This window comes from Pseudoalteromonas sp. BZK2, assembly GCF_014349195.1.
Classification (GTDB): domain Bacteria; phylum Pseudomonadota; class Gammaproteobacteria; order Enterobacterales; family Alteromonadaceae; genus Pseudoalteromonas; species Pseudoalteromonas simplex.
On the sequence record NZ_JACSOG010000028.1, the window covers coordinates 1 to 21,393 of the forward strand.

Consider the following 21,393-nt stretch of genomic DNA (forward strand, 5'->3'; position numbering starts at 1 on the left):
CGCTAGGGATGCGTATAATACATCCTTAATTTTTCGAGTCAACACTTAATTTTAAACTTTCTTTTTAGACCGTTTTAAACCGAAGTTTTACTTAACTCTCTGTCACTTTGTTCAGCCCTTTTCATTGCTGCCCGCCGTGTCAGTGGATGCGCATTATAGGGATACGAAGAATTAACGCAAGCACTTTTTGAAGGTTTTTTTGAATATTTTCAAATTAGTGCAATAACCATACAAATAAAGGGTTACAGAGGGGTTTTAGCTCAAAAAGCAGTCATTTTTGTGAGGATAAAATGGCATAGAAAAAGCGACATACATTAAATTAGCTATGTCGCTTTTTATTTTTATAAGGCGGATTAGTTAGTAGAAATTTCCCAAACAGCGATTGAACCCGAAATTTCATTACCGACAACTAGCAATGCTTCATTCGTTGCACTTTGTTCTGCAGGTATAAATGCCATACCTTCAGGAGCAAGATCACCTGTTATATCTGCATCAGCTTCTAGGCCACGATTAAAAAAGTAATCTTGGAATGTCACATTGTATGGATTAGTAATATCAAACACCATAATGCCACCCATACGCTCTAAACCAATAAATGCAAATGTACGTTCGCCAATCGTACCCAGTGCTAACGCTTCTGGTTCTGCACCTTTGTCATCAGAGCGACTATCACCTTCATTTTCATCTTCGTTATTATTGAATGCTGCTCCGTGAACTGATGCAGTAATACGTGAGATTTGATCGCCCGAGTCAAAAACCACCATGCCGTTACTATCCCAGATGGTAAAAGAGCGAGCACCATATGCATAGAGTGATTCATATTCGCCATTATTATCTTCATCACCTTTAACAGTGGTTACTTTTAAACGGCCAATATCACTGTTGTCATTGTTCAGGTAGTCAAAATTGCTTACCAGTGTTAAGTCTTTAGCTCTAGTTTCATCTATATATGATAAACAACCATCATCTTCATCGTAATCTAGACCACCTTTTGCGAAACAATCAGCTTCGTCGGTTGTATCAAAGAAGTATTCTCGTGCATCACCTTCGTTCGCTGTGACAATAAAGTTAGCACCTTTCCAAGTAAAGCTTGAAATCGTATCTGGTTGATACATGCCATAGAGACCAGGGTACGATTTAAAGTTAACGCCACCGTCTTTATCAGATGCATCAAAAAGTAAATTGGACCAATCTTTAAAACCTAATCCTTTAAGCTCTAGGCTATTATCTTCAAGGTTGACGATAGCAAGGGCGTTATTTTCTTGTAGTGAGACGTAGGCAAACTTATTGTCTTTCGAAACGCTGATGTATTCAGGTTCTAAATCCATTGCTACGGTTGTATTAATCAAGTTACCGTTGATTGTTCGACCTGTCGGGTTAGCAAATACAATCCCAAGTTCTTCAAGCTCTGCTTGTTTGTCGTTATAAGCCGAAAAAGTAATGCTAATAGCAGTATCTGCAATTACACCATCATTAATATTAATAATGCTGATAGAGCCTTCAGGGTCAATGCTATAGTCACCATTAGGTTCACCTTCATTTGCAACCAGTACTTTATTGCCATCATGGCTAAAAGTAACCATGTCGGGCAGGGCGCCTACAGTGACATTTTTAATAAACTGAGGCTCGTCGCCACTAATATCATAAAATGCGATTAAACCTGCATCACCGGTATTACTAGCTGCCATTGCAACGGCTAAAAGTTCATTATTAGCATCAATCGCGATACTGTTCGCATCACCCACACTGTGCTCATTAAGTGCAAGGGTAATCTCTGAGGTTAAATTAGTGCCGTTTAGAACCCCTTCGTTATCTTTAACTAAAGCTGCACGGTCAAAGCTATCGGCTTTCATGATATTAACGACCGCAGAATCACCGGAACTATTGATAGCAAATATTCGTTGTTTAGATGCTTGGTAAGCAACAATTTCCGCAGCACCTTCAGGGCTTTCTGCGTTCAGCACTGCACGGCCGATAAGATTTATAGTTAAAGCAGCGTTTGCATCTGTACCATTTGCTCCGTCAGTTCCGTTTGCACCATCGGTGCCATTAACCCCATCAGTTCCATTAGTACCATTTTGACCTGCAGGACCTTGTTCACCTTGTAGGCCGTCTTTGCCGTCGTCACCGTCTAATGAGCAGCCAGAAAGAATGGTTAAAAGTGATAGCGCAATAATTGATCTTTTTAACATTATTATTTTTCCTTGGAGTTGTATTGAGGCAATTACAACACGCAGGCATTACAACTATATGGCACTTTTATGAGAACAAAATTTAGTCATAAAAAAAGCGAGTATAAAGTCGCTTTTTATTTATAAATTAGTAGGGTAGCTCATTACTTTTTAGTTGGGCGCTTCCAACCAGTAAGGTTACGTTGTTTACCACGAGCGACTGCAAGCTGATCATCTTCAACAGTATTAGTGATAACAGAACCTGCGCCAATCGTTGCCATTGAGCCAATATTCACAGGGGCCACCAGTGATGAGTTAGAACCGATAAAGGCGTTATCACCAATAATGGTTTTTGATTTATTTACGCCATCATAGTTACAAGTAATAGTACCTGCGCCAATATTAACTTTTTCGCCAACGTCAGTGTCGCCTAAGTAGGTTAGGTGGTTTGCTTTTGAGCCTTTGCCTAAGCGAGTCTTTTTCATCTCAACGAAGTTACCAATGTGCGAGTCTTCTTCCATAATCGCACCAGGGCGAAGGCGGGCATATGGGCCTAAAGTGCATTTAGCAGCAACGCTGGCTTCTTCAACAAGTGAGTTAGCTTTAATAACAACGTTATCGCCGATAGTACAATCTTTAAGTACGCAATTTGGCCCAATTTGTACGTTATTACCCAGAGTTACTTTACCTTCGAAAATAACATTAACGTCGATCAGTACGTCTTCGCCAGTCGTTACTTCACCACGTACATCAATACGAGCAGGATCAGCAAGTGTTGCGCCGTTTAGCATTAGCTCTTCTGCTTGCCATGCTTGGTATGCACGTTCAAGCGCTGAAAGTTGTACGCGATTATTCGCACCTTCAACTTCCATCGGATGCTCAGGCTGTGCAGAAGTAATTTCAACACCTTCACTGTGTGCCATAGCAACAATATCTGTTAGGTAGTATTCACCTTGGGCATTGTTGTTAGATAAGTTACCTAACCAACGTTTAAGTAGCGCTCCATTAGCAGCCATAATACCGGTATTGATTTCTTTAATCGCAAGTTGCTCAGGTGAAGCATCTTTTTGTTCGATAATACCTACTAGCTTGCCATTTTCACGGATCATTCGGCCATAACCTGATGGGTCATCTAAGGTAACCGTTAACACCGCTAAACCTTTTTCTGGAGTTGCAGCAAGTAGCTTTTCTAAGGTCGCGCGTTTTGTTAGTGGCACATCACCATAGAGAATTAATACGGTGTCATCATCGGCAATGTGTTCTTTAGCAACAGCAACAGCATGACCCGTACCGAGTTGTTCTTCTTGTAATACCCAGTTTACTTGGTTGTGCGATAGGGCTTCTTGAAGCTGCTCACGGCCATGACCATAAACAAGATTTGTTTCACGAGCGCCAAGGGCAGTGGCATTATCAATAACGTGCTGAACCATAGGTTTGCCAGCAACTTTGTGTAATACCTTAGGTAGAGCAGAGCGCATACGGGTGCCTTTACCCGCAGCAAGAATAACGGTAGTCAGAGACATTAAAACAATATCCTTCTTTCTTTGTTTTAGGTGTGCAATATTTTGTGAGTTCTGGGAAACATACAAAGTTGTGTAAGTCACATCATGTGTAAATACGCAATCCTAATGCATTGGACTGAACCTTGAATGAAACAGCTATTCACTATTAATTTACACTATTGTAGCGAGCTTTGATGAAGGATATAAGTATAAATATAAAGTAGGGCGCTAAGCGGTGAATTTTAGGCACAAAAAAGCCCACGTTAAGTGGGCTTTTCGAAAACCGAGTAGGCTTACTTTTTACGTAATTGTTGAATTACGCGAAGTTGAGCGATTGCTTCAGCAAGTTGCACTGCAGCTTGTTGATAATCTAACTCAGCAGTTGACGTATTCGCCATTTGCTCTTCAGCATCACGTTTAGCTTTTTCAGCCGCTTGCTCGTCTAGGTCTTCACCACGTACTGCAGTATCTGCAAGAATCGTGATGCGATCCGGTTGAACTTCTAGCGTGCCGCCAGCAATATACATCACGTCTTCGTGACCAAATTGCTTAACTAAACGTACCATACCAGGTTTTAGGGCAGTTAATAATGGAGCGTGACCATAGTTAACACCAAGGTCACCTTCACTACCACTCACTTGAATCGATTCAACCAGACCAGAGAACAAGCTCTCTTCTGCGCTTACTACGTCAAGATGTACAGTCATAGCCGCCATACTACCCTCCTAATTACATGCTTTTGGCTTTTTCTTGAGCTTCTTCAATAGAGCCAACCATGTAGAACGCTTGCTCTGGCATATCATCAAACTCACCGTTTAAGATACCTTTGAAGCCAGCAATTGTGTCTTTAAGTGACACGTATTTACCAGGCGCGCCTGTGAATACTTCAGCAACGAAGAACGGCTGAGATAGGAAACGCTGGATTTTACGTGCACGAGATACAACTTGCTTATCTTCGTCAGAAAGCTCGTCCATACCTAGGATTGCGATGATGTCTTTAAGTTCTTTATAACGTTGAAGAACTGTTTGAACGCCACGCGCTGTATCGTAGTGCTCTTGACCGATTACTAATGGGTCAAGTTGACGTGAAGATGAATCAAGTGGGTCTACCGCAGGGTAGATACCAAGTGAAGCGATATCACGAGAAAGTACTACTGTTGCATCTAAGTGAGCAAACGTTGTTGCTGGAGATGGGTCAGTTAAGTCATCCGCAGGTACGTATACCGCTTGGATTGAAGTGATTGAACCCGTCTTAGTAGATGCGATACGCTCTTGAAGTACACCCATTTCTTCAGCAAGAGTTGGTTGGTAACCTACTGCTGAAGGCATACGACCTAGAAGTGCTGATACCTCTGTACCCGCTAGAGTATAACGGTAGATGTTATCAACGAAGAAAAGTACGTCACGACCTTCGTCACGGAACTTCTCAGCCATAGTAAGACCAGTTAACGCTACGCGTAAACGGTTACCCGGTGGCTCATTCATTTGACCGTATACTAGAGATACTTTGTCTAGTACGTTTGAGTCGTTCATCTCATGGTAGAAGTCATTACCCTCACGAGTACGCTCACCAACACCTGCGAATACTGAGTAACCGCTGTGCTCGATTGCGATGTTACGGATAAGTTCCATCATGTTTACGGTTTTACCAACACCGGCACCACCGAATAGACCAACTTTACCACCTTTAGCGAATGGACATACAAGGTCGATTACCTTGATACCAGTCTCTAAAAGTTCTACTGAACTTGATTGTTCTTCATAAGAAGGTGCTGCACGGTGAATAGACATACGCTCTTCTTCACCAATTGGACCAGCTTCATCAATAGGGTTACCTAATACGTCCATGATACGACCTAGTGTCTTCGTACCTACTGGAACGTGGATTGGCTGACCTGTACCTTCTACTGCAGTACCACGACGTAAACCGTCAGTAGTACCAAGTGCGATACCACGTACCACACCGCCACCTAGCTGTTGTTGAACTTCTAAAGTTAAACCAGCTAAGTCGCCATCTGTTACTTTTAGTGCGTCATATACGGCTGGCACGTTGTCTTGTGGAAATTCGATATCCACAACGGCGCCGATAATTTGGACGACCTTACCTAAACTCATGTCTATTCCTCTCATTAAACTTTGCCGAAGCGTTAAACTGCTGCCGAACCGCCAACAATCTCACTAATTTCTTGTGTGATTGCAGCTTGACGAGCCTTGTTATAAACAAGCTGTAACTCATCCATAAGGTCGCCAGCGTTATCAGTTGCAGCTTTCATTGCAACCATACGGGCAGCCTGTTCAGAGGCAGCGTTCTCAACTACACCTTGGTATACTTGAGACTCAATAAAGCGTACTAACAGAGCTTCTAAAATCGCTTCTGGGTTTGGCTCATATAAGTAATCCCAAGAATGTTGAGATACTTCTTCTTCAGCTTTTGGCAAAGGGAGTAACTGATCGATTGTTGGCTCTTGCTTCATAGTATTAACGAACTTGTTAAATACTACGTATAAGCGGTCAATTTTACCTTCAGAGTATGCATCTAGCATTGTCTTTACAGGACCAATAACGTCTTGTAGTGAAGGTGTATCTCCTAAGTTCGCTTTTTTAGCGACTAACTTACCGCCAAAACGTTGGAAAAAGCCAGCTGCTTTGCTACCTAAAGTAGTAAATTCAGCTTCAACGCCTTTTTCTTTCCACGCTTTAACATCAAGGGCAACTTTTTTGAACTCGTTTGAGTTCAAGCCACCACATAGACCACGGTCAGTAGAGATAACAATATAACCAACTCGTTTTACTTCACGCTCTTCTAAGAAAGGGTGAGTAAAATCAAGATTTGCTTGAGCAACACGACCAATCACTTGGCGTAAGTTTTCAGCGTATGGACGGCTTGACGCCACACGTTCCTGCGCTTTTTTCATTTTAGACGCAGCAACCATTTCCATTGCGCTGGTGATCTTTTGAGTATTCTTGATACTCCCGATCTTGCTTTTAATCTCTTTTCCGCTGGCCATGACTCTCTCTCCGAATCAGGTGGGCTTTAGTTGCCTAAAGCTCACCATTCATAACTAAATTACCAAGTTTGCGTCGACTTGAACTTCTCTAGAAGTTCTTTAAGTTGAGCTTCAATCTCAGCGTTGTAGTTACCAGTTTCATTGATTTGAGCCATTAGCTCTGCGTATGTGCTGTTTGCGTAAGAAATTAGGCCAGCTTCGAAATCCATGATTTTCGCGATTTCGATGTCTTTTAGGTAGCCTTTTTCAGCAGCAAATAGCGACAGAGACATTTCAGCAACAGACATTGGTGCGTACTGTTTCTGCTTCATTAGCTCTGTTACGCGCTCACCATGCTCTAATTGAGCACGTGTTGCATCGTCAAGGTCAGACGCGAACTGCGAGAACGCAGCTAATTCACGGTACTGAGCTAACGCTAGACGGATACCACCACCTAGTTTCTTAACGATTTTAGTTTGCGCTGCACCACCAACACGAGATACCGAGATACCAGCGTTAACAGCTGGACGGATACCTGAGTTGAATAAGTCAGTTTCTAAGAAGATCTGACCATCGGTGATAGAGATAACGTTTGTCGGTACGAACGCAGAAACGTCGCCGCCTTGAGTTTCAATGATTGGCAATGCCGTCAATGAACCTGTTTTACCTTTCACTTCACCATTAGTGAACTTCTCAACGTAATCAGCGTTTACACGTGATGCACGCTCTAGAAGACGTGAGTGAAGGTAGAATACGTCACCTGGGTATGCTTCACGGCCTGGTGGACGCTTAAGTAGTAATGAGATTTGACGGTAAGCAACAGCTTGCTTAGATAAATCATCATATACGATTAGCGCGTCTTCACCACGGTCACGGAAGTATTCACCCATAGTACAACCAGAGAATGGTGCTAGGTACTGAAGTGCCGCAGATTCAGAAGCAGATGCAACAACAACAATCGTGTTTTCTAATGCACCGTGCTCTTCTAATTTACGTACTACGTTAGCGATAGTAGATGCTTTTTGACCAACTGCAACGTACACACACTTAACGCCTGTACCTTTTTGGTTGATGATAGCATCGATTGCTAATGCAGTTTTACCAGTTTGGCGGTCACCGATCACAAGCTCACGTTGACCACGACCTACTGGGATCATCGCATCGATAGATTTATAACCAGTTTGTACTGGCTCATCTACTGATTGACGTTCGATAACGCCTGGTGCGATTTTCTCAACAGGTTCAAAACCGTCGTTATCTAAAGCGCCTTTACCGTCGATAGGTGCACCTAGTGTGTTAACAACACGACCAAGTAGACCACGACCAACAGGAACCTCTAGGATACGACCAGTTGATTTAACTTTTACGCCTTCTTTAAGGTCAGCGTAAGGACCCATTACTACAGCACCTACTGAGTCACGCTCAAGGTTTAGTGCGATAGCATAACGGTTGCCAGGAAGCTCGATCATCTCACCTTGCATACAGTCAGCAAGACCGTGGATGCGGATGATACCGTCAGTAACAGATACGATAGTACCTTCGTTACGAGCTTCACTTACAACTTCGAACTGCTCAATACGTTGTTTGATCAGATCTGAAATTTCAGTGGAATTAAGTTGCATGCTCTTTTTCCCAATTACGATTGTAGTGATGTAGCTAAGCGGGCTAATTTGCCACGTACTGAGCCGTCGATTACAGTGTCACCCGCCTTAATGATAAGACCGCCAACAACTGTAGTATCTTCACTACAATTCAGCTTAACTTTGCGTGCGAAACGTTTTTCAAGTGCCGCTACCAATGTTGCTTGCTGCTCAGCAGCAAGCGGTGTTGCAGAAATCACGTCAACGTCGATTTCTTTGTCGTAGTCCGCTTTAAATTCAGCGAATAACTCAGCAACAGCAGGCAGTGCAACTAAACGTCCATTTTCAGCCATCACCTTGATTAGGTTCTGACCTTGTTCGTTGAGCTGCTCTGCACAGATCTTGATAAACAGATCTGCTTGTTCAGTAGCAGTAGGCAATCCAGCTAGCGCGGCAGCGGCTTGCTCGTTGCTGGCAACATGGCCAGCAAAGAACAGCATGTCGTTCCAACTTTCAACAGTGCCTTTTTCAACGGCAAGTTCAAAAGCCGCTTTAGCGTATGGGCGAGCGATAGTAGCCAATTCAGACATGCTCATACCCTCCTAATTACAGCTCAGCGACAAGTTTTTCAACGATGTCACTGTGTGCGGCTTGATTGATTTCGCGCTCTAAAATCTTCTCAGCACCAACCACTGCCAGCGTCGCTACTTGTTTACGTAGTTCTTCTGTCACACGGTTACGCTCTGCTTCGATTTCAGAGTGCCCTTGAGCAATAATTTTTTCACGCTCTTGTTGACCACGAACAGTTTCTTCGTCAACGATTAGCGTGGCACGCTTTTTAGCTTGTTCAATGATATCAGCCGCTTGAGCTTTTGCCTCTTTAAGCTGCTCAGCAGCTTTCTTTTGCGCAAGTTCTAAGTCTTTTTCGGCTCTATCAGAGGCAGCTAAACCATCTTCGATTTTCTTCTGGCGAGCTTCAATTGCACCATTTAGTGGTGGCCATACGTATTTCATACAGAAAAGTACGAAAACCGTAAATGCAATTAATTCACCGATAAGAGTGGCTGTTAAGTTCACGACCGCTCCTCCTTAAAATAGTAAGCTGTTCAAAAAATAATATTAAAGTACGAACAACAATACCATTGCGATACCAACACCGATCATAGCTACGGCATCGATTAGACCAGCAAGGATGAACATCTTAACTTGTAATGAAGGTGCAAGTTCAGGTTGACGAGCACAAGCTTCTAGGAATTTACCACCCATGTTACCGAAGCCGATTGCAGTACCGATTGCACCGAAGCCGATAAGTAGAGCAACAGCGATATACTTAAGACCTAATACTAGTTCCATTTTTTTCTCCAAAGTTTCAATTGTAAATTAAAATTAAATTTTAAAAGTGTAAAAAATTAGTGATTATCTGAGCTTGCCATGCTTAGGTATACGATTGTAAGCATCATGAATACGAATGCTTGCAGTACGATTACTAAGATGTGGAATACAGCCCAAATAAAGTGCAACGGTAGTTGCATTAAACCAACTGCGCCGATCAAGATGAAAATCAACTCACCAGCATATAAGTTACCGAATAAACGCAGTGCTAACGAGAACGGCTTAGCAACTAAAGCGATTGTTTCTAGTAATAAGTTACATGGGATTAAGAACACCATCGCTAGCTTGTTATTAGAGCTAAACGGGTGAAGGGTTAATTCAGCTAAGAATCCGCCAATCCCTTTGATTTTGATTGCGTAACCGATCATCAGAATGAATACACCAATAGCAAGTGCAGCAGTCATGTTGATGTCTGTTGTAGGTACAATCTTCATGTAAACATCGTGAGAATCCATACCAAATGCTTGCTCGCCAACGAAGCCAGCGAATGCAGGTAGGAAATCAACCGGAATCAAGTCCATTAAGTTCATTAAGAACACCCAAACGAAAATCGTTAGAGCTAATGGAGCGATTAATGCGCTTTTACCGTGGTATGTGTCACGTACGTTGTCGCCAACGAACTCAACGATCATTTCAATGAAACACTGAAATTTACCAGGTACACCGGTATTTGCTTTCTTAGCGGCACTACGGAAGATCCATAAAAATACAAGACCTAGACCGATTGACCATGCGAGGGTATCTATATTCCATGTCCAGAAACCACTGTCTGCACACGCTTTGTTGAAGGCAAGACCAGCGTCGGTCGAGCACATCTTAGCGTTAGTTAAGTGGTGCTGAATATGGCTTGATAGAGTTACTTCTTCTGCAGCCATGTTATATCCCAAAAGTTAATGATTAAAAAAAACGGGCGCAAACAATCCGCTAAATAACACCAATACATAAACACAGAAAAACGGTAATAAAACGACCGTGTAAGACTTCAGTATCAGTGCAAACAAAACGATTGTTAGCATAAATTTTAATCCGTTGCCGCGCTTTAGCGAGGCATACACTTGATTTACTCGACTTGCACCCATATAACGGAATGCATAGACAGCAAATACAAAATTAGGGAGTAGTGCAACAGCTCCGCCAGCAAGCGCTGACTGGCCGGCATTGACTCCCCAACCTATAAAAACAATTACTGCAGCGATTAATGCTACGATACCCTGAAGACAAATTAATTTAAATGCGGCAAGCCTATACGGCCTTGCTAACCTATTAGTCACGTTTTGTTAACCTTTAGAACGTTAAATTGTCAGGGTATGAAAACTGGCGAAATTATACTGATTCCTACCAGTTTTGCAACTTGAGTCGACCCTTTGTAGTGCAAAAACACCACAAATGTCTCTTTTTGGACATGTTATTAATTAATGACGGGAATAGTCTTAATTTATACGGCTTAAAATGCCATCCAACTCATCAAGAGTTGTATAAGAGATAACCAGTTTGCCTTTGCCTTTTTTATTGTAGTTTATTTCTACTTTGGCGCCTAAATTTTCAGCAAGTTTTTGTTCTAACTGTTTGACATCCTGATCTTTTTCTTGCACTTCTTTTTTCGGAGCTGGTTCTAAAATAGAGCGAACTAATTTCTCAGTTTCACGAACAGTCAACGCTTTAGCAACCGCTAATCTAGCAGCATCTGACTGCGCTTCGCCTTCAAGTGCCAATAAACAACGTGCATGACCCATTTCGATGTCGCCATGTTCTAACAAGATTTTAACATCTTCGTTAAGGTTATTTAGACGTAGTAAATTAGTCACAGTCGTACGCGATTTACCAACTGCTTCGGCGACTTGTTGATGAGTGAGTTCAAATTCGTTAAGTAAACGATTCAATGCAATCGCTTCTTCCATCGCGTTTAGGTCTTCACGTTGGATATTTTCAATCAATGCGATCGCAACGGCTGCTTCATCTGGTACATCTTTGATGATACATGGAACAGCATCTAATTTTGCAAGTTGAGCAGCACGCCAACGACGTTCACCAGCAATAATTTCATATTTGTCTGCACCAATTTGGCGCACAACAATTGGCTGAATGATGCCTTGAGCACGAATTGAGCTGGCTAACTCTTCTAGCGCTTCTTCAGACATGTCTTTACGCGGTTGATATTTACCCGATTGTAAAAACTCAATCGCTAATTTTTGCAGTTCACCTTTGCTTTGCTCTGCAACTACTTCAGAGACTTGCTCTGGTGTTGCTGTCGCTTGTTGCTGATTATTTGCACTTGGGGCAGGTTTTGATGAACTTAATAAAGCGTCGAGTCCTCGGCCTAAACCGCGTTTTTTAGCAGACATGTTATTTTTTTACCTCGAAGTTAGGCTACTGCTGAAGATGTTTTCTCTTTTCTACGTAACATTTCGCCGGCTAGGGCTAAGTAAGCTTTAGCACCACTTGATGCACGGTCATAATACATGGCAGGGGCACCAAAACTCGGCGCTTCTGCTAAACGGACATTACGTGGGATAACGGTACGATATACTTTATCGCCAAAATGTTGTTTGAGTTGTTCTGATACATCATTTGCAAGGCGATTGCGCGGATCATACATGGTGCGCAAAATCCCTTCAATTGTTAACGCTGGATTTACTAGCTTAGATAGCTGCGTAATGGTATCCATTAATGCCGTTAAACCTTCAAGGGCATAATACTCACATTGCATCGGAACTAAAATCGAATCTGCGGCAGCCATGGCATTAACAGTAAGCATGTTAAGTGAAGGCGGGCAATCGATAAAAATGAAATCGTATTGGTCTTGAATTTGTTCAAGCGCATTACGTAAACGCACTTCACGAGCAAACAATTCCATTAGTTTAACTTCAGCGGCAGTCACATCGCCATTAGCAGCAATTAAGTGATACTCACCTGAGGTTTCTTTATTGATCACTTCATCGATTGGTGTTTCTTCAATCAATAAATCGTAAATAGTCGCAACATCACCGTATTTATCGACACCACTACCCATGGTTGCGTTTCCTTGCGGATCAAGATCGATTAATAACACTTTACGCTTCGTCGCGGCCATCGATGCCGCGAGATTCACAGCGGTGGTTGTTTTACCAACACCACCTTTTTGGTTTGCTAATGCGATGACTTTTGCCACAGTGCTCTGATCCCTAGTCTTTAGATAGAATGATTAGATGTCTTTGCGCATCTAACTCAGGTACTTCCAAGCTGATTTTTTCATCAAACTTAATACCTTTAGGTAATGAGTCTAGTTCTTCGCTCGGAAATACGCCTTTTAAGGCGATAAATTTACCTGAATGATCAATCAAGTGCGCACACCAGTCAACCATATCTTGTAAAGAGGCGAATGCACGACTTAATACACCATCTAATTTAACACTTGGTTGATATTCTTCAACTCTAGACTGCACTGGGGTTACATTTTCAAGACCAAGTGCATGTTTTACCTGCATCAAAAAGCGTACGCGTTTACCTAAACTATCTAACAATACAAATTGTGTATCAGGTAAAGCGATGGCTAATACGATACCCGGTAAACCAGGACCCGTACCTACATCAATGTAATGTTTGCCTTTAAGGTGTGGTGCAACAACTAAGCTATCCATAATATGTTTAACCATCATTTCTTCAGGTAAACGAACAGAGGTTAAGTTATACGCTTTGTTCCACTTGTCTAATAATTCAACATATTGCACAAGTTGTTGTTGCTGTTTTTCTGTTAGCGCAATATCAGTTTGCGCTAACAGCGAAGTTAATTGTTGTTGTAACACTGTATTCCTCACCAACTACGCAGTCTTGCGCAGTAAGCCTTGCTTTTTCAGATAGACTAATAATAGCGAAATAGCAGCAGGGGTGATACCTGAAATACGTGACGCTTGGCCAATTGTATCTGGACGACTATCAGTAAGCTTTGCGATAACCTCATTTGATAAACCAGAAACAGTTGAATAATCAAAGTCTTTTGGTAATACAGTTTGTTCATGACGTAGCTGCTTATTGATCTCATCTTGCTGACGAGCAATATAGCCTGCGTACTTAGTATGGATCTCAACTTGCTCAAGTGCAGCTTGGTTATCAAACTCAGAACCTAAACCATCGATTGCCATTAAGTCGTTATAACGAATTTCAGGACGACGGATCAGATCTTCAAGGCTCGCTTCACGAGTCAGTGGTGTTTTTAATAACGCGTTTACTTGATCAACAGCAACATGATCTTTGTGGATCCATGTTTCTTTTAAACGTTGCGTTTCTTTTTCGATGATTTCCATTTTTTCGTTAAATGCAGCCCAACGAGCATCGTCAACTAAGCCAAGTTCACGGCCTTTTTCAGTTAAACGAATGTCGGCATTATCTTCACGAAGTAATAAACGGTATTCAGCACGGCTAGTAAACATACGATACGGTTCTTTAGTACCTAATGTTGCTAGGTCGTCAATGAGTACACCTGTGTATGCTTCATCACGGCGAGGTGTCCATGACTCTTTACCTTGTACTTGTAATGCCGCATTCATACCCGCAATTAAACCTTGCGCGCCAGCTTCTTCGTAACCGGTTGTACCATTGATTTGGCCTGCGAAGAATAAACCATTAATAAACTTAGTTTCTAATGATTGCTTTAAGTCGCGCGGATCAAAGAAGTCATACTCAATCGCATAACCAGGACGACAAATATGTGCATTTTCAAAACCAGTGATTGATTGCACAATTTCAAGCTGTACATCAAACGGTAAACTCGTAGAAATACCATTTGGATATAATTCGTATGATGTTAAACCTTCAGGTTCAACAAAGATTTGATGTTTGTCTTTATCAGCAAAACGTACGATCTTATCTTCGATTGAAGGGCAGTAACGTGGACCAATACCTTCAATTACACCTGAATACATAGGTGAGCGATGTAAGTTATTGCGGATCACATCATGTGTTTTTTCATTTGTATAAGTAATGTAACACGGGATCTGCTGTGGGTGATCCGATTGTTTACCCATAAATGAGAATACAGGCGTAGGGGTATCACCAGGCTGTTCTTGCATCTTGCTAAAATCAACAGTTCGCGCATCAATACGAGGAGGCGTGCCTGTTTTTAAGCGATCAACACGGAAAGGTAATTCACGTAAACGCTCAGCAAGTGCAATTGAAGGTGGATCACCGGCACGACCGCCTTTGAAGTTCTCTAAACCAATATGGATCTGACCACCTAAGAAAGTACCTACAGTAAGAACCACAGAAGGCGCGCTAAAACGAAGACCCATTTGCGTTACAACACCGATTACTCGATCACCTTCAACGATTAGATCGTCACATGATTGTTGGAAGATCTTTAAGTTTTCTTGATGTTGTAAAGTATGTTGAATAGCTGCTTTATATAAAGCACGGTCAGCTTGTGCACGTGTAGCACGTACAGCAGGGCCTTTAGATGAGTTTAAAGTACGAAATTGAATACCGCCTTTATCAATAGCCTGAGCCATTGCACCACCAAGTGCATCGATCTCTTTAACTAAATGGCCTTTACCAATACCGCCAATTGCCGGATTACAAGACATTTGACCAAGGGTATCCATATTATGAGTTAGCAATAGGGTATTCATGCCCATGCGAGCAGATGCTAATGCAGCTTCAGTACCTGCATGTCCACCACCTACAACAATAACATCAAAACGTTCGTGAAAAATCATTTATGGGATCCTACTTAATCGACCAGCAAAACTTTGTAAAGGGAGCGTATTCTACCTAGAAATTTAGAGAAGATAAATGATTAAACAGTGCTCAAGATCTAAGTGGGTGATCTCTAATAATATAAAGGATCTTTTAAAGAGATCTTTTATTACTCTTACTACTAGTAACGGCTAGATCTGTTGATAATGTTCGCTTTACTATTTAAAACATGATCTTACCGCAGATCTAAAGGTGTTAATATGATCGGATCTTCCCGCGTAAAAGCTTTGATCAAAAGGGCTATTTATACACAGGTCAATATCGATTGGATCTTATCCAAGGGATAAACTAGGTTAAAATCGCAGTTAGATCAGTGTTTATCCACAATCTGATCTAAATTATCAGTAAATTGTGGGTAACTTTTATAACAACGATCAATACCGATCGGCTTAATTGAGCCCTGTTGATTCGATCCAGCTTGGTAACCAGGCTAATGCCGTGTCTTCTGGCAATGCTTCATCAAGAATATTTAGCTCTAAGCGTTCTGCCACGCGGTTTGCGCCTTTATTAGCTAATAACTCATCTAGATTACGGCCTGCATAATTATAGGTGTCGTAACTAGTGTCACCTAATCCGATCACACTGTAGTTTAATCCTTTAAGATCAGCCTGTTGGTTAATAGACTCAACAAACGGCAGTAGGTTCTCTGGGTAGTCTCCAGCGCCGTATGTAGAAGTACATAACAACCAAATAGTATCTTGCTGATCAATATCATCAAATACAGGCTGTTCATGAAGCTGTACTTGGATCCCTTGTTGTTCAAGGGCTTCTGCTAGTTGCTCTGCCACGTATTCTGCAGATCCCATTTGGCTGCCAACGATGATATTTACTGATTGCATGTGATTGATCATGTATAGAAATAAGTGGCCACATGATAACTAAGTTAGGGTGTGAGTAAAGCGTTGAATTACGATCTGAATAAGTTTTTCTGCTTAAAATGACAGCTTTAATTCAATGTTTTTTATAATTTACTGTTTTTAATGGTTTTTTATTTTTATTCATAAATCAAACCCTTGATCAAGCTGTTAATAAATTTGGGGAAAGTTCTGATCAAGCTAAATATTGGAAACTGTATAACTTTGCTAAGTTGTTGATCTTTAATTATGTGTAAGCGCTTAAATTTTCAGATCTGATAAAAATAGTGAGTATGATCGTTTTGTGGATAGATCGCTTGTTGATAACGATCGGTTTGCATTTTGCGATCAATAAAACAGATCGAAAAAAACTTAAATAAGCGCTAATAAAGGCTGTTTTTAAGAGAATTAGTTATCAAAAAGGGCTGTTGTATGAAAATAAATTCAAATTTTCGCGTTTTTTTATGATCAAATCAGCCTTTAGATCTAAAAAAGCCCCAAATGTGGATAACATTTTTAGCTAAATTCGATCTTAAAAGCTGTTTTGATCTGATTTTTTAGCTCGCTAAGTTAGTTTTCGATCTGAGTTAAACTGGTTTTTATCGTATTACCGACTAGATCATAGAGCGAATTACCCAATGAAAACCGTTTTGCACCACCAGCGAAAGCGGCTTTTGCTGAGTTAAAATTGCTCATTGCCATCACATTTAATGGCATATCTATTGTGTTAGCTAAGCCGGTTATGTGCTCTATGTTCGTTAAGCCGGGCACAAACAGACCGTCAGCACCTGCATCTTGATACGCTTTTGCTCGCTTTAATGTTGCTTGAAAAGGGGAGTCACTAACAAAGTAGGTATCGGTTCTGGCGTTTATAAATAAACCACCGAAGCCATTTTCGTTAAGAACTTTCTTTATTTCACTAATAATAGTGCATTGCTGCTCGGTAGATCTCAGCGCGTTAGTGTCTTTATCTGAGTCCTCTATGTTGATGCCTACAACTCCTAATCTTGCTAACGCTAAAATGTTTTCGCTAATTTGCAGCGGATCGTTACTGTAGCCTGATTCTATATCGACAGAGAGTGGAATATGAAGGTGTTCGGTTAAGCTTTTAACCAGCGCTAACTGAGTTTGAAAAGAGATGTTTTCACCATCAGCTAAACCTAAACTTGCCGCAATTCCCCAGCTGGTTGTTGCTACGGCTTTAGCTCCCGCAGCTTGGATGAATTGTGCTGAACTAAGATCCCATGCATTAGCGAGTACAAAGCCCCCATGCAGGTGGTGTAATTGGTGAAAAAGTTGATATTTGTCCATGATGTCCTCCGTTTAATGACATCGCTAGACTAATTGATATGAGGTTAATTACTGGCTGGTTTCGGCCCTGAACTGATAATTGATTACTGGACTAAAAATAAAAAAGAGTCTTGCGACTCTTTTTATAATATTGATGACCGGAATTTATTTACCGATACAGAACGAACTAAAGATTTTCCCAAGCAAGTCATCAGAGGTAAATTCACCCGTTATCTCATTTAAGAACTGTTGAGTTAGGCGTAATTCTTCAGCCAAGATCTCACCAGCAACATGCATCTCTAATTGCTCTTTGCCTGTGTTTAAATGATAGGCAGCATGATCAAGTGCATCTAAGTGACGACGGCGTGCCATAAATCCACCTTCTGTGGCGCCTTGGAAACCTATACATGCCTTTAAGTGAGTACGAACTAACTCTATACCCTCTGCATTTTTAGCACTCAAACGGATCACCGGATATTGATCATGTTCATCCATACCGACATTTTCACCGGAAATATCGGCTTTATTTCGGATCACAGTAACACCCATACCCTCTGGTAACTTGGCCATAAACTCTGGCCAAATATCATGAGGGTCAGTGGCTGATGTATCAGTGCCGTCTAACATAAATAGTACGCGATCGGCTTGGTTAATTTCATCCCATGCGCGCTCGATACCAATTTGCTCTACTTTATCTGGGCTTTCACGCAGGCCTGCGGTATCAATAATATGTAGTGGCATACCATCAATGTGGATATGTTCGCGTAATACGTCACGTGTTGTACCTGCTATTTCGGTAACGATGGCTGCATCACGGCCAGCTAACGCATTAAGTAGGCTTGATTTACCAGCGTTAGGGCGACCCGCAATAACAACACGCATACCTTCACGCATGATGCTACCTTGTTTAGCTTGCTGAGTTACATTCTCTAACTGATCAATAATGGCATTGAGATCTGTTGATACTTTACCGTCTGATAAAAAGTCGATTTCTTCATCAGGAAAATCAATTGCGGCTTCAACATACATACGTAGGTGAATGACTTTCTCCACCAGCGTTTCAATATGTTTAGAGAATTCACCTTGCAGTGATTGGAGGGCGCTTTTTGCTGCCTGTTCACTGGTTGCATTAATTAAATCGGCAATTGCCTCTGCTTGAGTTAAATCAAGCTTATCATTCATAAATGCGCGCTCAGAGAACTCACCTGGTTTTGCTAAACGTACACCGTCAATTTGGCTAATTTCTTTTAATAGCATATCTAATACGACAGGGCCGCCGTGACCTTGTAGTTCTAGTACGTCTTCGCCGGTAAATGAATTTGGCCCTTGGAAGTAAATAGCAATACCTTGGTCAAGCTGTTCACCGCTCAAGCTTTTAAATGGTACATAGTCTGCGTAACGCGTTTTAGGACAACGGCCAATAATCTGTTCTGCCACTGTTTTAGCTAAGCTACCAGAGACGCGAATAATACCAACCCCACCACGTCCTGGTGCGGTCGCTTGTGCTGCAATTGTGTCTTGATTAATCATGCGATGAAATAATGCCAATAAAAGAATGAATGCTGGCTCTATTGTAACCTATGGCTTAATTTCATGCGAATAGCTGTTTGAGTAATGAGGTAGCAAAAGTCTGATGTAAGTAATACTTTATTTAGCTTTAATTAATAATAAACACTCATTGAAAATGATAACTATATTCATTAACATGTTGCGCATTCTAAATCTTATCGTTTTTTATTATGCGTCTTTCTGCTGTTTTTATTGCACTTGCTGCTGGTTTTTCGGGCGTTGCCCATGCTCAAACTGAAGTGACTACTTCGGATCAAAGTGATTCAAAAGAACTCGAAAAAATAGAAGTTGTTGGCCGTGCGTTTTCTTTATATCGCCCAACCGAGTCAAGTTTTGCTACTCGTACCAATACACCTTTAGAGAAAATTCCCCAGTCAATTCAAATTTTGCCGCAGGAGCTGATTAGTGATCAGGCTGCTCGCCAAATTACCGACCTTTATAGCAATATAGCTGGTGTTAATGCCTTTAGTTATTCAGGCGTGACATTCCGTGGTTTCCGCCAAGATGAGATTTTATATGATGGTGTAAAGGGCGACCCTTTCAATGGCTTTGCTGTACCGCAATTATTTAATATTGAACAAGTTGCGGTGTTAAAAGGGCCTGCTGGCGCTATATACGGTAGTGGTAATCCGGGTGGTATTATTAACTATGTAACTAAGAAGCCTAAATTCACCAGTGAACACAGTATTGAAGTTGAAGTAGGTAATGATGACTTCTTCAGTGGTGCATTAGAAAGCACTGGAACATTGAGTGAATCACTTGATAATCATGCTTACCGTGTTGGTCTTTACCGTGATACTGAAAAGCCATTCCGTGCTAATACTAGCAGCGATAATACCATTGTTGATCTTGGTTATACGTGGCTTATAAACAGTGCAACCGAATTAACCACTCAGTATACCTATATAGAGCAAGAGTTGGGTGGGGCACGTTTACGTGGTGTACCTGCTGATGATAACGGTAATTTTCTAACTGATATTAGCTGGAATCATAACGAGGCGACAGACTTTCAAAATGTTGAAGCCCATGTCTATCAGGCAACTTTAAAACATGAGTTTAATGATGTTTGGCGCACAGATGTCACAGCACGTTATTTTGATAACAAAGAAGTGCAAAACTATCATGAACCAAGAGGCCTCGTAGATACAGATGACGACGGTATTGTTGATTGGAGCCATCGTGAGTTTCGTGATCAAGTTCGTGAGAACGAAGGCTTTAGCTTAACAGCTAATGCGATTGCGGAGTTTGCATTTGCTAATATGCAGCATCAAGTGCTGTTTGGTAGTGATTGGTATGAACATGATTTTGAAAGCGTCTACCGTACAGCTACGCAACAAAGTAAAGGTGGCCCAGTACCAGGACTTGATCTTAACAACCCTGAGTATGGTTTAACCTCTGCTGATGATTATGATCTTGATAGTATTACCCCACGGCTTGGCAAAACGAATAGCACCCGCTTTGGTGCGTACTTACAAGACCAGCTAGATATCACCGCTAATTGGAGTGTGACTGCTGGCTTAAGGTATGATCGTTTTGAAGACAAAGATCTGTTAAATCAAACAGAGTTTTCTGATAGCGACTTAACCTACCGTATTGGTACCAGCTATAACATTAATAATATGTTTTTCCCTTATGCGCTACATGGCACTGGCTTTGTGCCGCAAAGTGCGAGTAATCAAGAAACAGCAAAGGGCGGTCCGTTCTCGCCAGAGACTAGCCGTATTAACGAGTTAGGCTTAAGAACCAAACTATTAGCAGACACACTTGCTGTTAATATGGCTGTGTACGATATTGTCCGCGAAAACATCCTACAACCTAGCTTATTAGGTGATGTTGCAGGTGACGGCGTTGATGATTTAGTTGCCGTTGGTGAAGTACAAAGTAAAGGTTTTGAACTCGAGGTGGTTGGCGATATTACTGATAGCTGGGTAGTGACTGCAAGCTACGCTTATAATGATACCCGTATTACTGAAGCAAACGACAGTATTACCAATCAAATTCCTGATAGCGATAAATTTGCTAACGCGCCGCAAAATACTCTAGGTATATGGACACGCTATGAGCTACCTAGCTTATCGTCATCTATTTCTGCAGGCTTAGATTATGTTGATGAACAGCTTAGTTTAGGCGGTCAACGTGTTAAACCTTACACTGTTTACAACATGGCGTGGCAAACAACCGTTGATAACTGGCAATGGCAGCTATCAGTTAAGAACCTATTTGATAAAGAATACGCAAGCAGTGGCTTTATCGAACGAACAGGGCACTTTCCTGGTGAACCACGTCGTGTTTATTTAAGTGCTAAATACAGCTTTTAATGG

Annotated in this window: 19 protein-coding genes; 1 reads left to right on the forward strand and 18 read right to left on the reverse strand. The window is 41.5% G+C overall.

All coding sequences use genetic code 11. The features are described from left to right. Positions 1–353 precede the first annotated feature (353 nt). From BIZ38_RS15885 to mnmE, 18 genes are all read right to left on the reverse strand, one after another. A complete protein-coding gene (locus tag BIZ38_RS15885) occupies positions 354–2,192 on the reverse strand; it encodes a choice-of-anchor I family protein (RefSeq protein ID WP_187490730.1) in 1,839 nt (612 codons plus the stop codon). A 143-nt stretch (positions 2,193–2,335) separates the two neighbouring features. Further along, the gene (gene glmU / locus BIZ38_RS15890) at positions 2,336–3,694 is read right to left on the reverse strand and encodes a bifunctional UDP-N-acetylglucosamine diphosphorylase/glucosamine-1-phosphate N-acetyltransferase GlmU (RefSeq protein ID WP_187490731.1); all 1,359 of its coding nucleotides are present in this window, start codon (positions 3,692–3,694) and stop codon (positions 2,336–2,338) included. Positions 3,695–3,966: 272 nt separating this feature from the next. Next, positions 3,967–4,389, reverse strand: a complete 423-nt coding sequence (locus tag BIZ38_RS15895; RefSeq protein WP_054554812.1) for a F0F1 ATP synthase subunit epsilon — start codon at positions 4,387–4,389, stop codon at positions 3,967–3,969. A 13-nt stretch (positions 4,390–4,402) separates the two neighbouring features. After that, entirely contained in the window at positions 4,403–5,788 is a 1,386-nt protein-coding gene (gene atpD, locus BIZ38_RS15900; protein WP_054554811.1) for a F0F1 ATP synthase subunit beta, read from the reverse strand. A gap of 32 nt (positions 5,789–5,820) precedes the next feature. Beyond that, complete coding sequence (gene atpG, locus BIZ38_RS15905) at positions 5,821–6,681, reverse strand: F0F1 ATP synthase subunit gamma (protein WP_054554810.1); 861 nt, start codon at positions 6,679–6,681, stop codon at positions 5,821–5,823. A gap of 59 nt (positions 6,682–6,740) precedes the next feature. Further along, complete coding sequence (atpA, locus tag BIZ38_RS15910) at positions 6,741–8,282, reverse strand: F0F1 ATP synthase subunit alpha (RefSeq protein ID WP_054554809.1); 1,542 nt, start codon at positions 8,280–8,282, stop codon at positions 6,741–6,743. Positions 8,283–8,296: 14 nt separating this feature from the next. Then, positions 8,297–8,830: a F0F1 ATP synthase subunit delta gene (gene atpH, locus BIZ38_RS15915; RefSeq protein ID WP_054554808.1), complete on the reverse strand. Its 534-nt coding sequence runs from the start codon at positions 8,828–8,830 to the stop codon at positions 8,297–8,299. Positions 8,831–8,846: 16 nt separating this feature from the next. After that, positions 8,847–9,317 (reverse strand): F0F1 ATP synthase subunit B, encoded by a 471-nt coding sequence (gene atpF / locus BIZ38_RS15920; protein WP_054554807.1) that lies wholly within the window; start codon positions 9,315–9,317, stop codon positions 8,847–8,849. 42 nt (positions 9,318–9,359) lie between these two features. Continuing rightward, complete coding sequence (gene atpE, locus BIZ38_RS15925; protein ID WP_004335261.1) at positions 9,360–9,593, reverse strand: F0F1 ATP synthase subunit C; 234 nt, start codon at positions 9,591–9,593, stop codon at positions 9,360–9,362. Between the two features lie 56 nt (positions 9,594–9,649). Beyond that, positions 9,650–10,507, reverse strand: coding sequence for a F0F1 ATP synthase subunit A (gene atpB / locus BIZ38_RS15930; protein ID WP_054554806.1), 858 nt, complete (start codon positions 10,505–10,507; stop codon positions 9,650–9,652). A 15-nt stretch (positions 10,508–10,522) separates the two neighbouring features. Beyond that, positions 10,523–10,903, reverse strand: a complete 381-nt coding sequence (locus BIZ38_RS15935; protein ID WP_054554805.1) for an ATP synthase subunit I — start codon at positions 10,901–10,903, stop codon at positions 10,523–10,525. 159 nt (positions 10,904–11,062) lie between these two features. Beyond that, positions 11,063–11,974 carry a ParB/RepB/Spo0J family partition protein gene (locus BIZ38_RS15940; RefSeq protein WP_187490732.1) on the reverse strand — a complete coding sequence of 304 codons (912 nt, stop codon included), beginning with the start codon at positions 11,972–11,974 and terminating at the stop codon, positions 11,063–11,065. 20 nt (positions 11,975–11,994) lie between these two features. Continuing rightward, complete coding sequence (locus BIZ38_RS15945; RefSeq protein ID WP_054554803.1) at positions 11,995–12,780, reverse strand: ParA family protein; 786 nt, start codon at positions 12,778–12,780, stop codon at positions 11,995–11,997. A 13-nt stretch (positions 12,781–12,793) separates the two neighbouring features. Continuing rightward, positions 12,794–13,414, reverse strand: a complete 621-nt coding sequence (gene rsmG, locus BIZ38_RS15950) for a 16S rRNA (guanine(527)-N(7))-methyltransferase RsmG (protein ID WP_054554802.1) — start codon at positions 13,412–13,414, stop codon at positions 12,794–12,796. Positions 13,415–13,429: 15 nt separating this feature from the next. Further along, a complete protein-coding gene (mnmG, locus tag BIZ38_RS15955; protein WP_054554801.1) occupies positions 13,430–15,319 on the reverse strand; it encodes a tRNA uridine-5-carboxymethylaminomethyl(34) synthesis enzyme MnmG in 1,890 nt (629 codons plus the stop codon). 429 nt (positions 15,320–15,748) lie between these two features. Further along, the gene (gene mioC / locus BIZ38_RS15960) at positions 15,749–16,198 is read right to left on the reverse strand and encodes an FMN-binding protein MioC (RefSeq protein ID WP_187490733.1); all 450 of its coding nucleotides are present in this window, start codon (positions 16,196–16,198) and stop codon (positions 15,749–15,751) included. A gap of 585 nt (positions 16,199–16,783) precedes the next feature. Continuing rightward, entirely contained in the window at positions 16,784–17,524 is a 741-nt protein-coding gene (locus BIZ38_RS15965; RefSeq protein WP_138618674.1) for an isocitrate lyase/phosphoenolpyruvate mutase family protein, read from the reverse strand. Positions 17,525–17,668: 144 nt separating this feature from the next. Beyond that, positions 17,669–19,033, reverse strand: a complete 1,365-nt coding sequence (gene mnmE, locus BIZ38_RS15970; protein ID WP_138618672.1) for a tRNA uridine-5-carboxymethylaminomethyl(34) synthesis GTPase MnmE — start codon at positions 19,031–19,033, stop codon at positions 17,669–17,671. Positions 19,034–19,242: 209 nt separating this feature from the next. Here mnmE and BIZ38_RS15975 point away from each other — a divergent pair, with 209 nt between their 5' ends. Beyond that, positions 19,243–21,390: a TonB-dependent siderophore receptor gene (locus BIZ38_RS15975; protein ID WP_166339765.1), complete on the forward strand. Its 2,148-nt coding sequence runs from the start codon at positions 19,243–19,245 to the stop codon at positions 21,388–21,390. Positions 21,391–21,393 lie beyond the last annotated feature (3 nt).

Coding starts and splice junctions, on each gene's coding strand:
- mnmE (WP_138618672.1), bottom strand. CDS start 19,033: ATGATTAATCAAGACACAATTGCAGCACAAGCGACCGCACCAGGACGT.
- BIZ38_RS15965 (WP_138618674.1), bottom strand. CDS start 17,524: ATGGACAAATATCAACTTTTTCACCAATTACACCACCTGCATGGGGGC.
- BIZ38_RS15940 (WP_187490732.1), bottom strand. CDS start 11,974: ATGTCTGCTAAAAAACGCGGTTTAGGCCGAGGACTCGACGCTTTATTA.
- BIZ38_RS15885 (WP_187490730.1), bottom strand. CDS start 2,192: ATGTTAAAAAGATCAATTATTGCGCTATCACTTTTAACCATTCTTTCT.
- mioC (WP_187490733.1), bottom strand. CDS start 16,198: ATGCAATCAGTAAATATCATCGTTGGCAGCCAAATGGGATCTGCAGAA.
- BIZ38_RS15895 (WP_054554812.1), bottom strand. CDS start 4,389: ATGGCGGCTATGACTGTACATCTTGACGTAGTAAGCGCAGAAGAGAGC.
- atpA (WP_054554809.1), bottom strand. CDS start 8,282: ATGCAACTTAATTCCACTGAAATTTCAGATCTGATCAAACAACGTATT.
- mnmG (WP_054554801.1), bottom strand. CDS start 15,319: ATGATTTTTCACGAACGTTTTGATGTTATTGTTGTAGGTGGTGGACAT.
- atpE (WP_004335261.1), bottom strand. CDS start 9,593: ATGGAACTAGTATTAGGTCTTAAGTATATCGCTGTTGCTCTACTTATC.
- atpD (WP_054554811.1), bottom strand. CDS start 5,788: ATGAGTTTAGGTAAGGTCGTCCAAATTATCGGCGCCGTTGTGGATATC.
- atpH (WP_054554808.1), bottom strand. CDS start 8,830: ATGTCTGAATTGGCTACTATCGCTCGCCCATACGCTAAAGCGGCTTTT.
- glmU (WP_187490731.1), bottom strand. CDS start 3,694: ATGTCTCTGACTACCGTTATTCTTGCTGCGGGTAAAGGCACCCGTATG.
- BIZ38_RS15975 (WP_166339765.1), top strand. CDS start 19,243: ATGCGTCTTTCTGCTGTTTTTATTGCACTTGCTGCTGGTTTTTCGGGC.
- atpG (WP_054554810.1), bottom strand. CDS start 6,681: ATGGCCAGCGGAAAAGAGATTAAAAGCAAGATCGGGAGTATCAAGAAT.
- atpB (WP_054554806.1), bottom strand. CDS start 10,507: ATGGCTGCAGAAGAAGTAACTCTATCAAGCCATATTCAGCACCACTTA.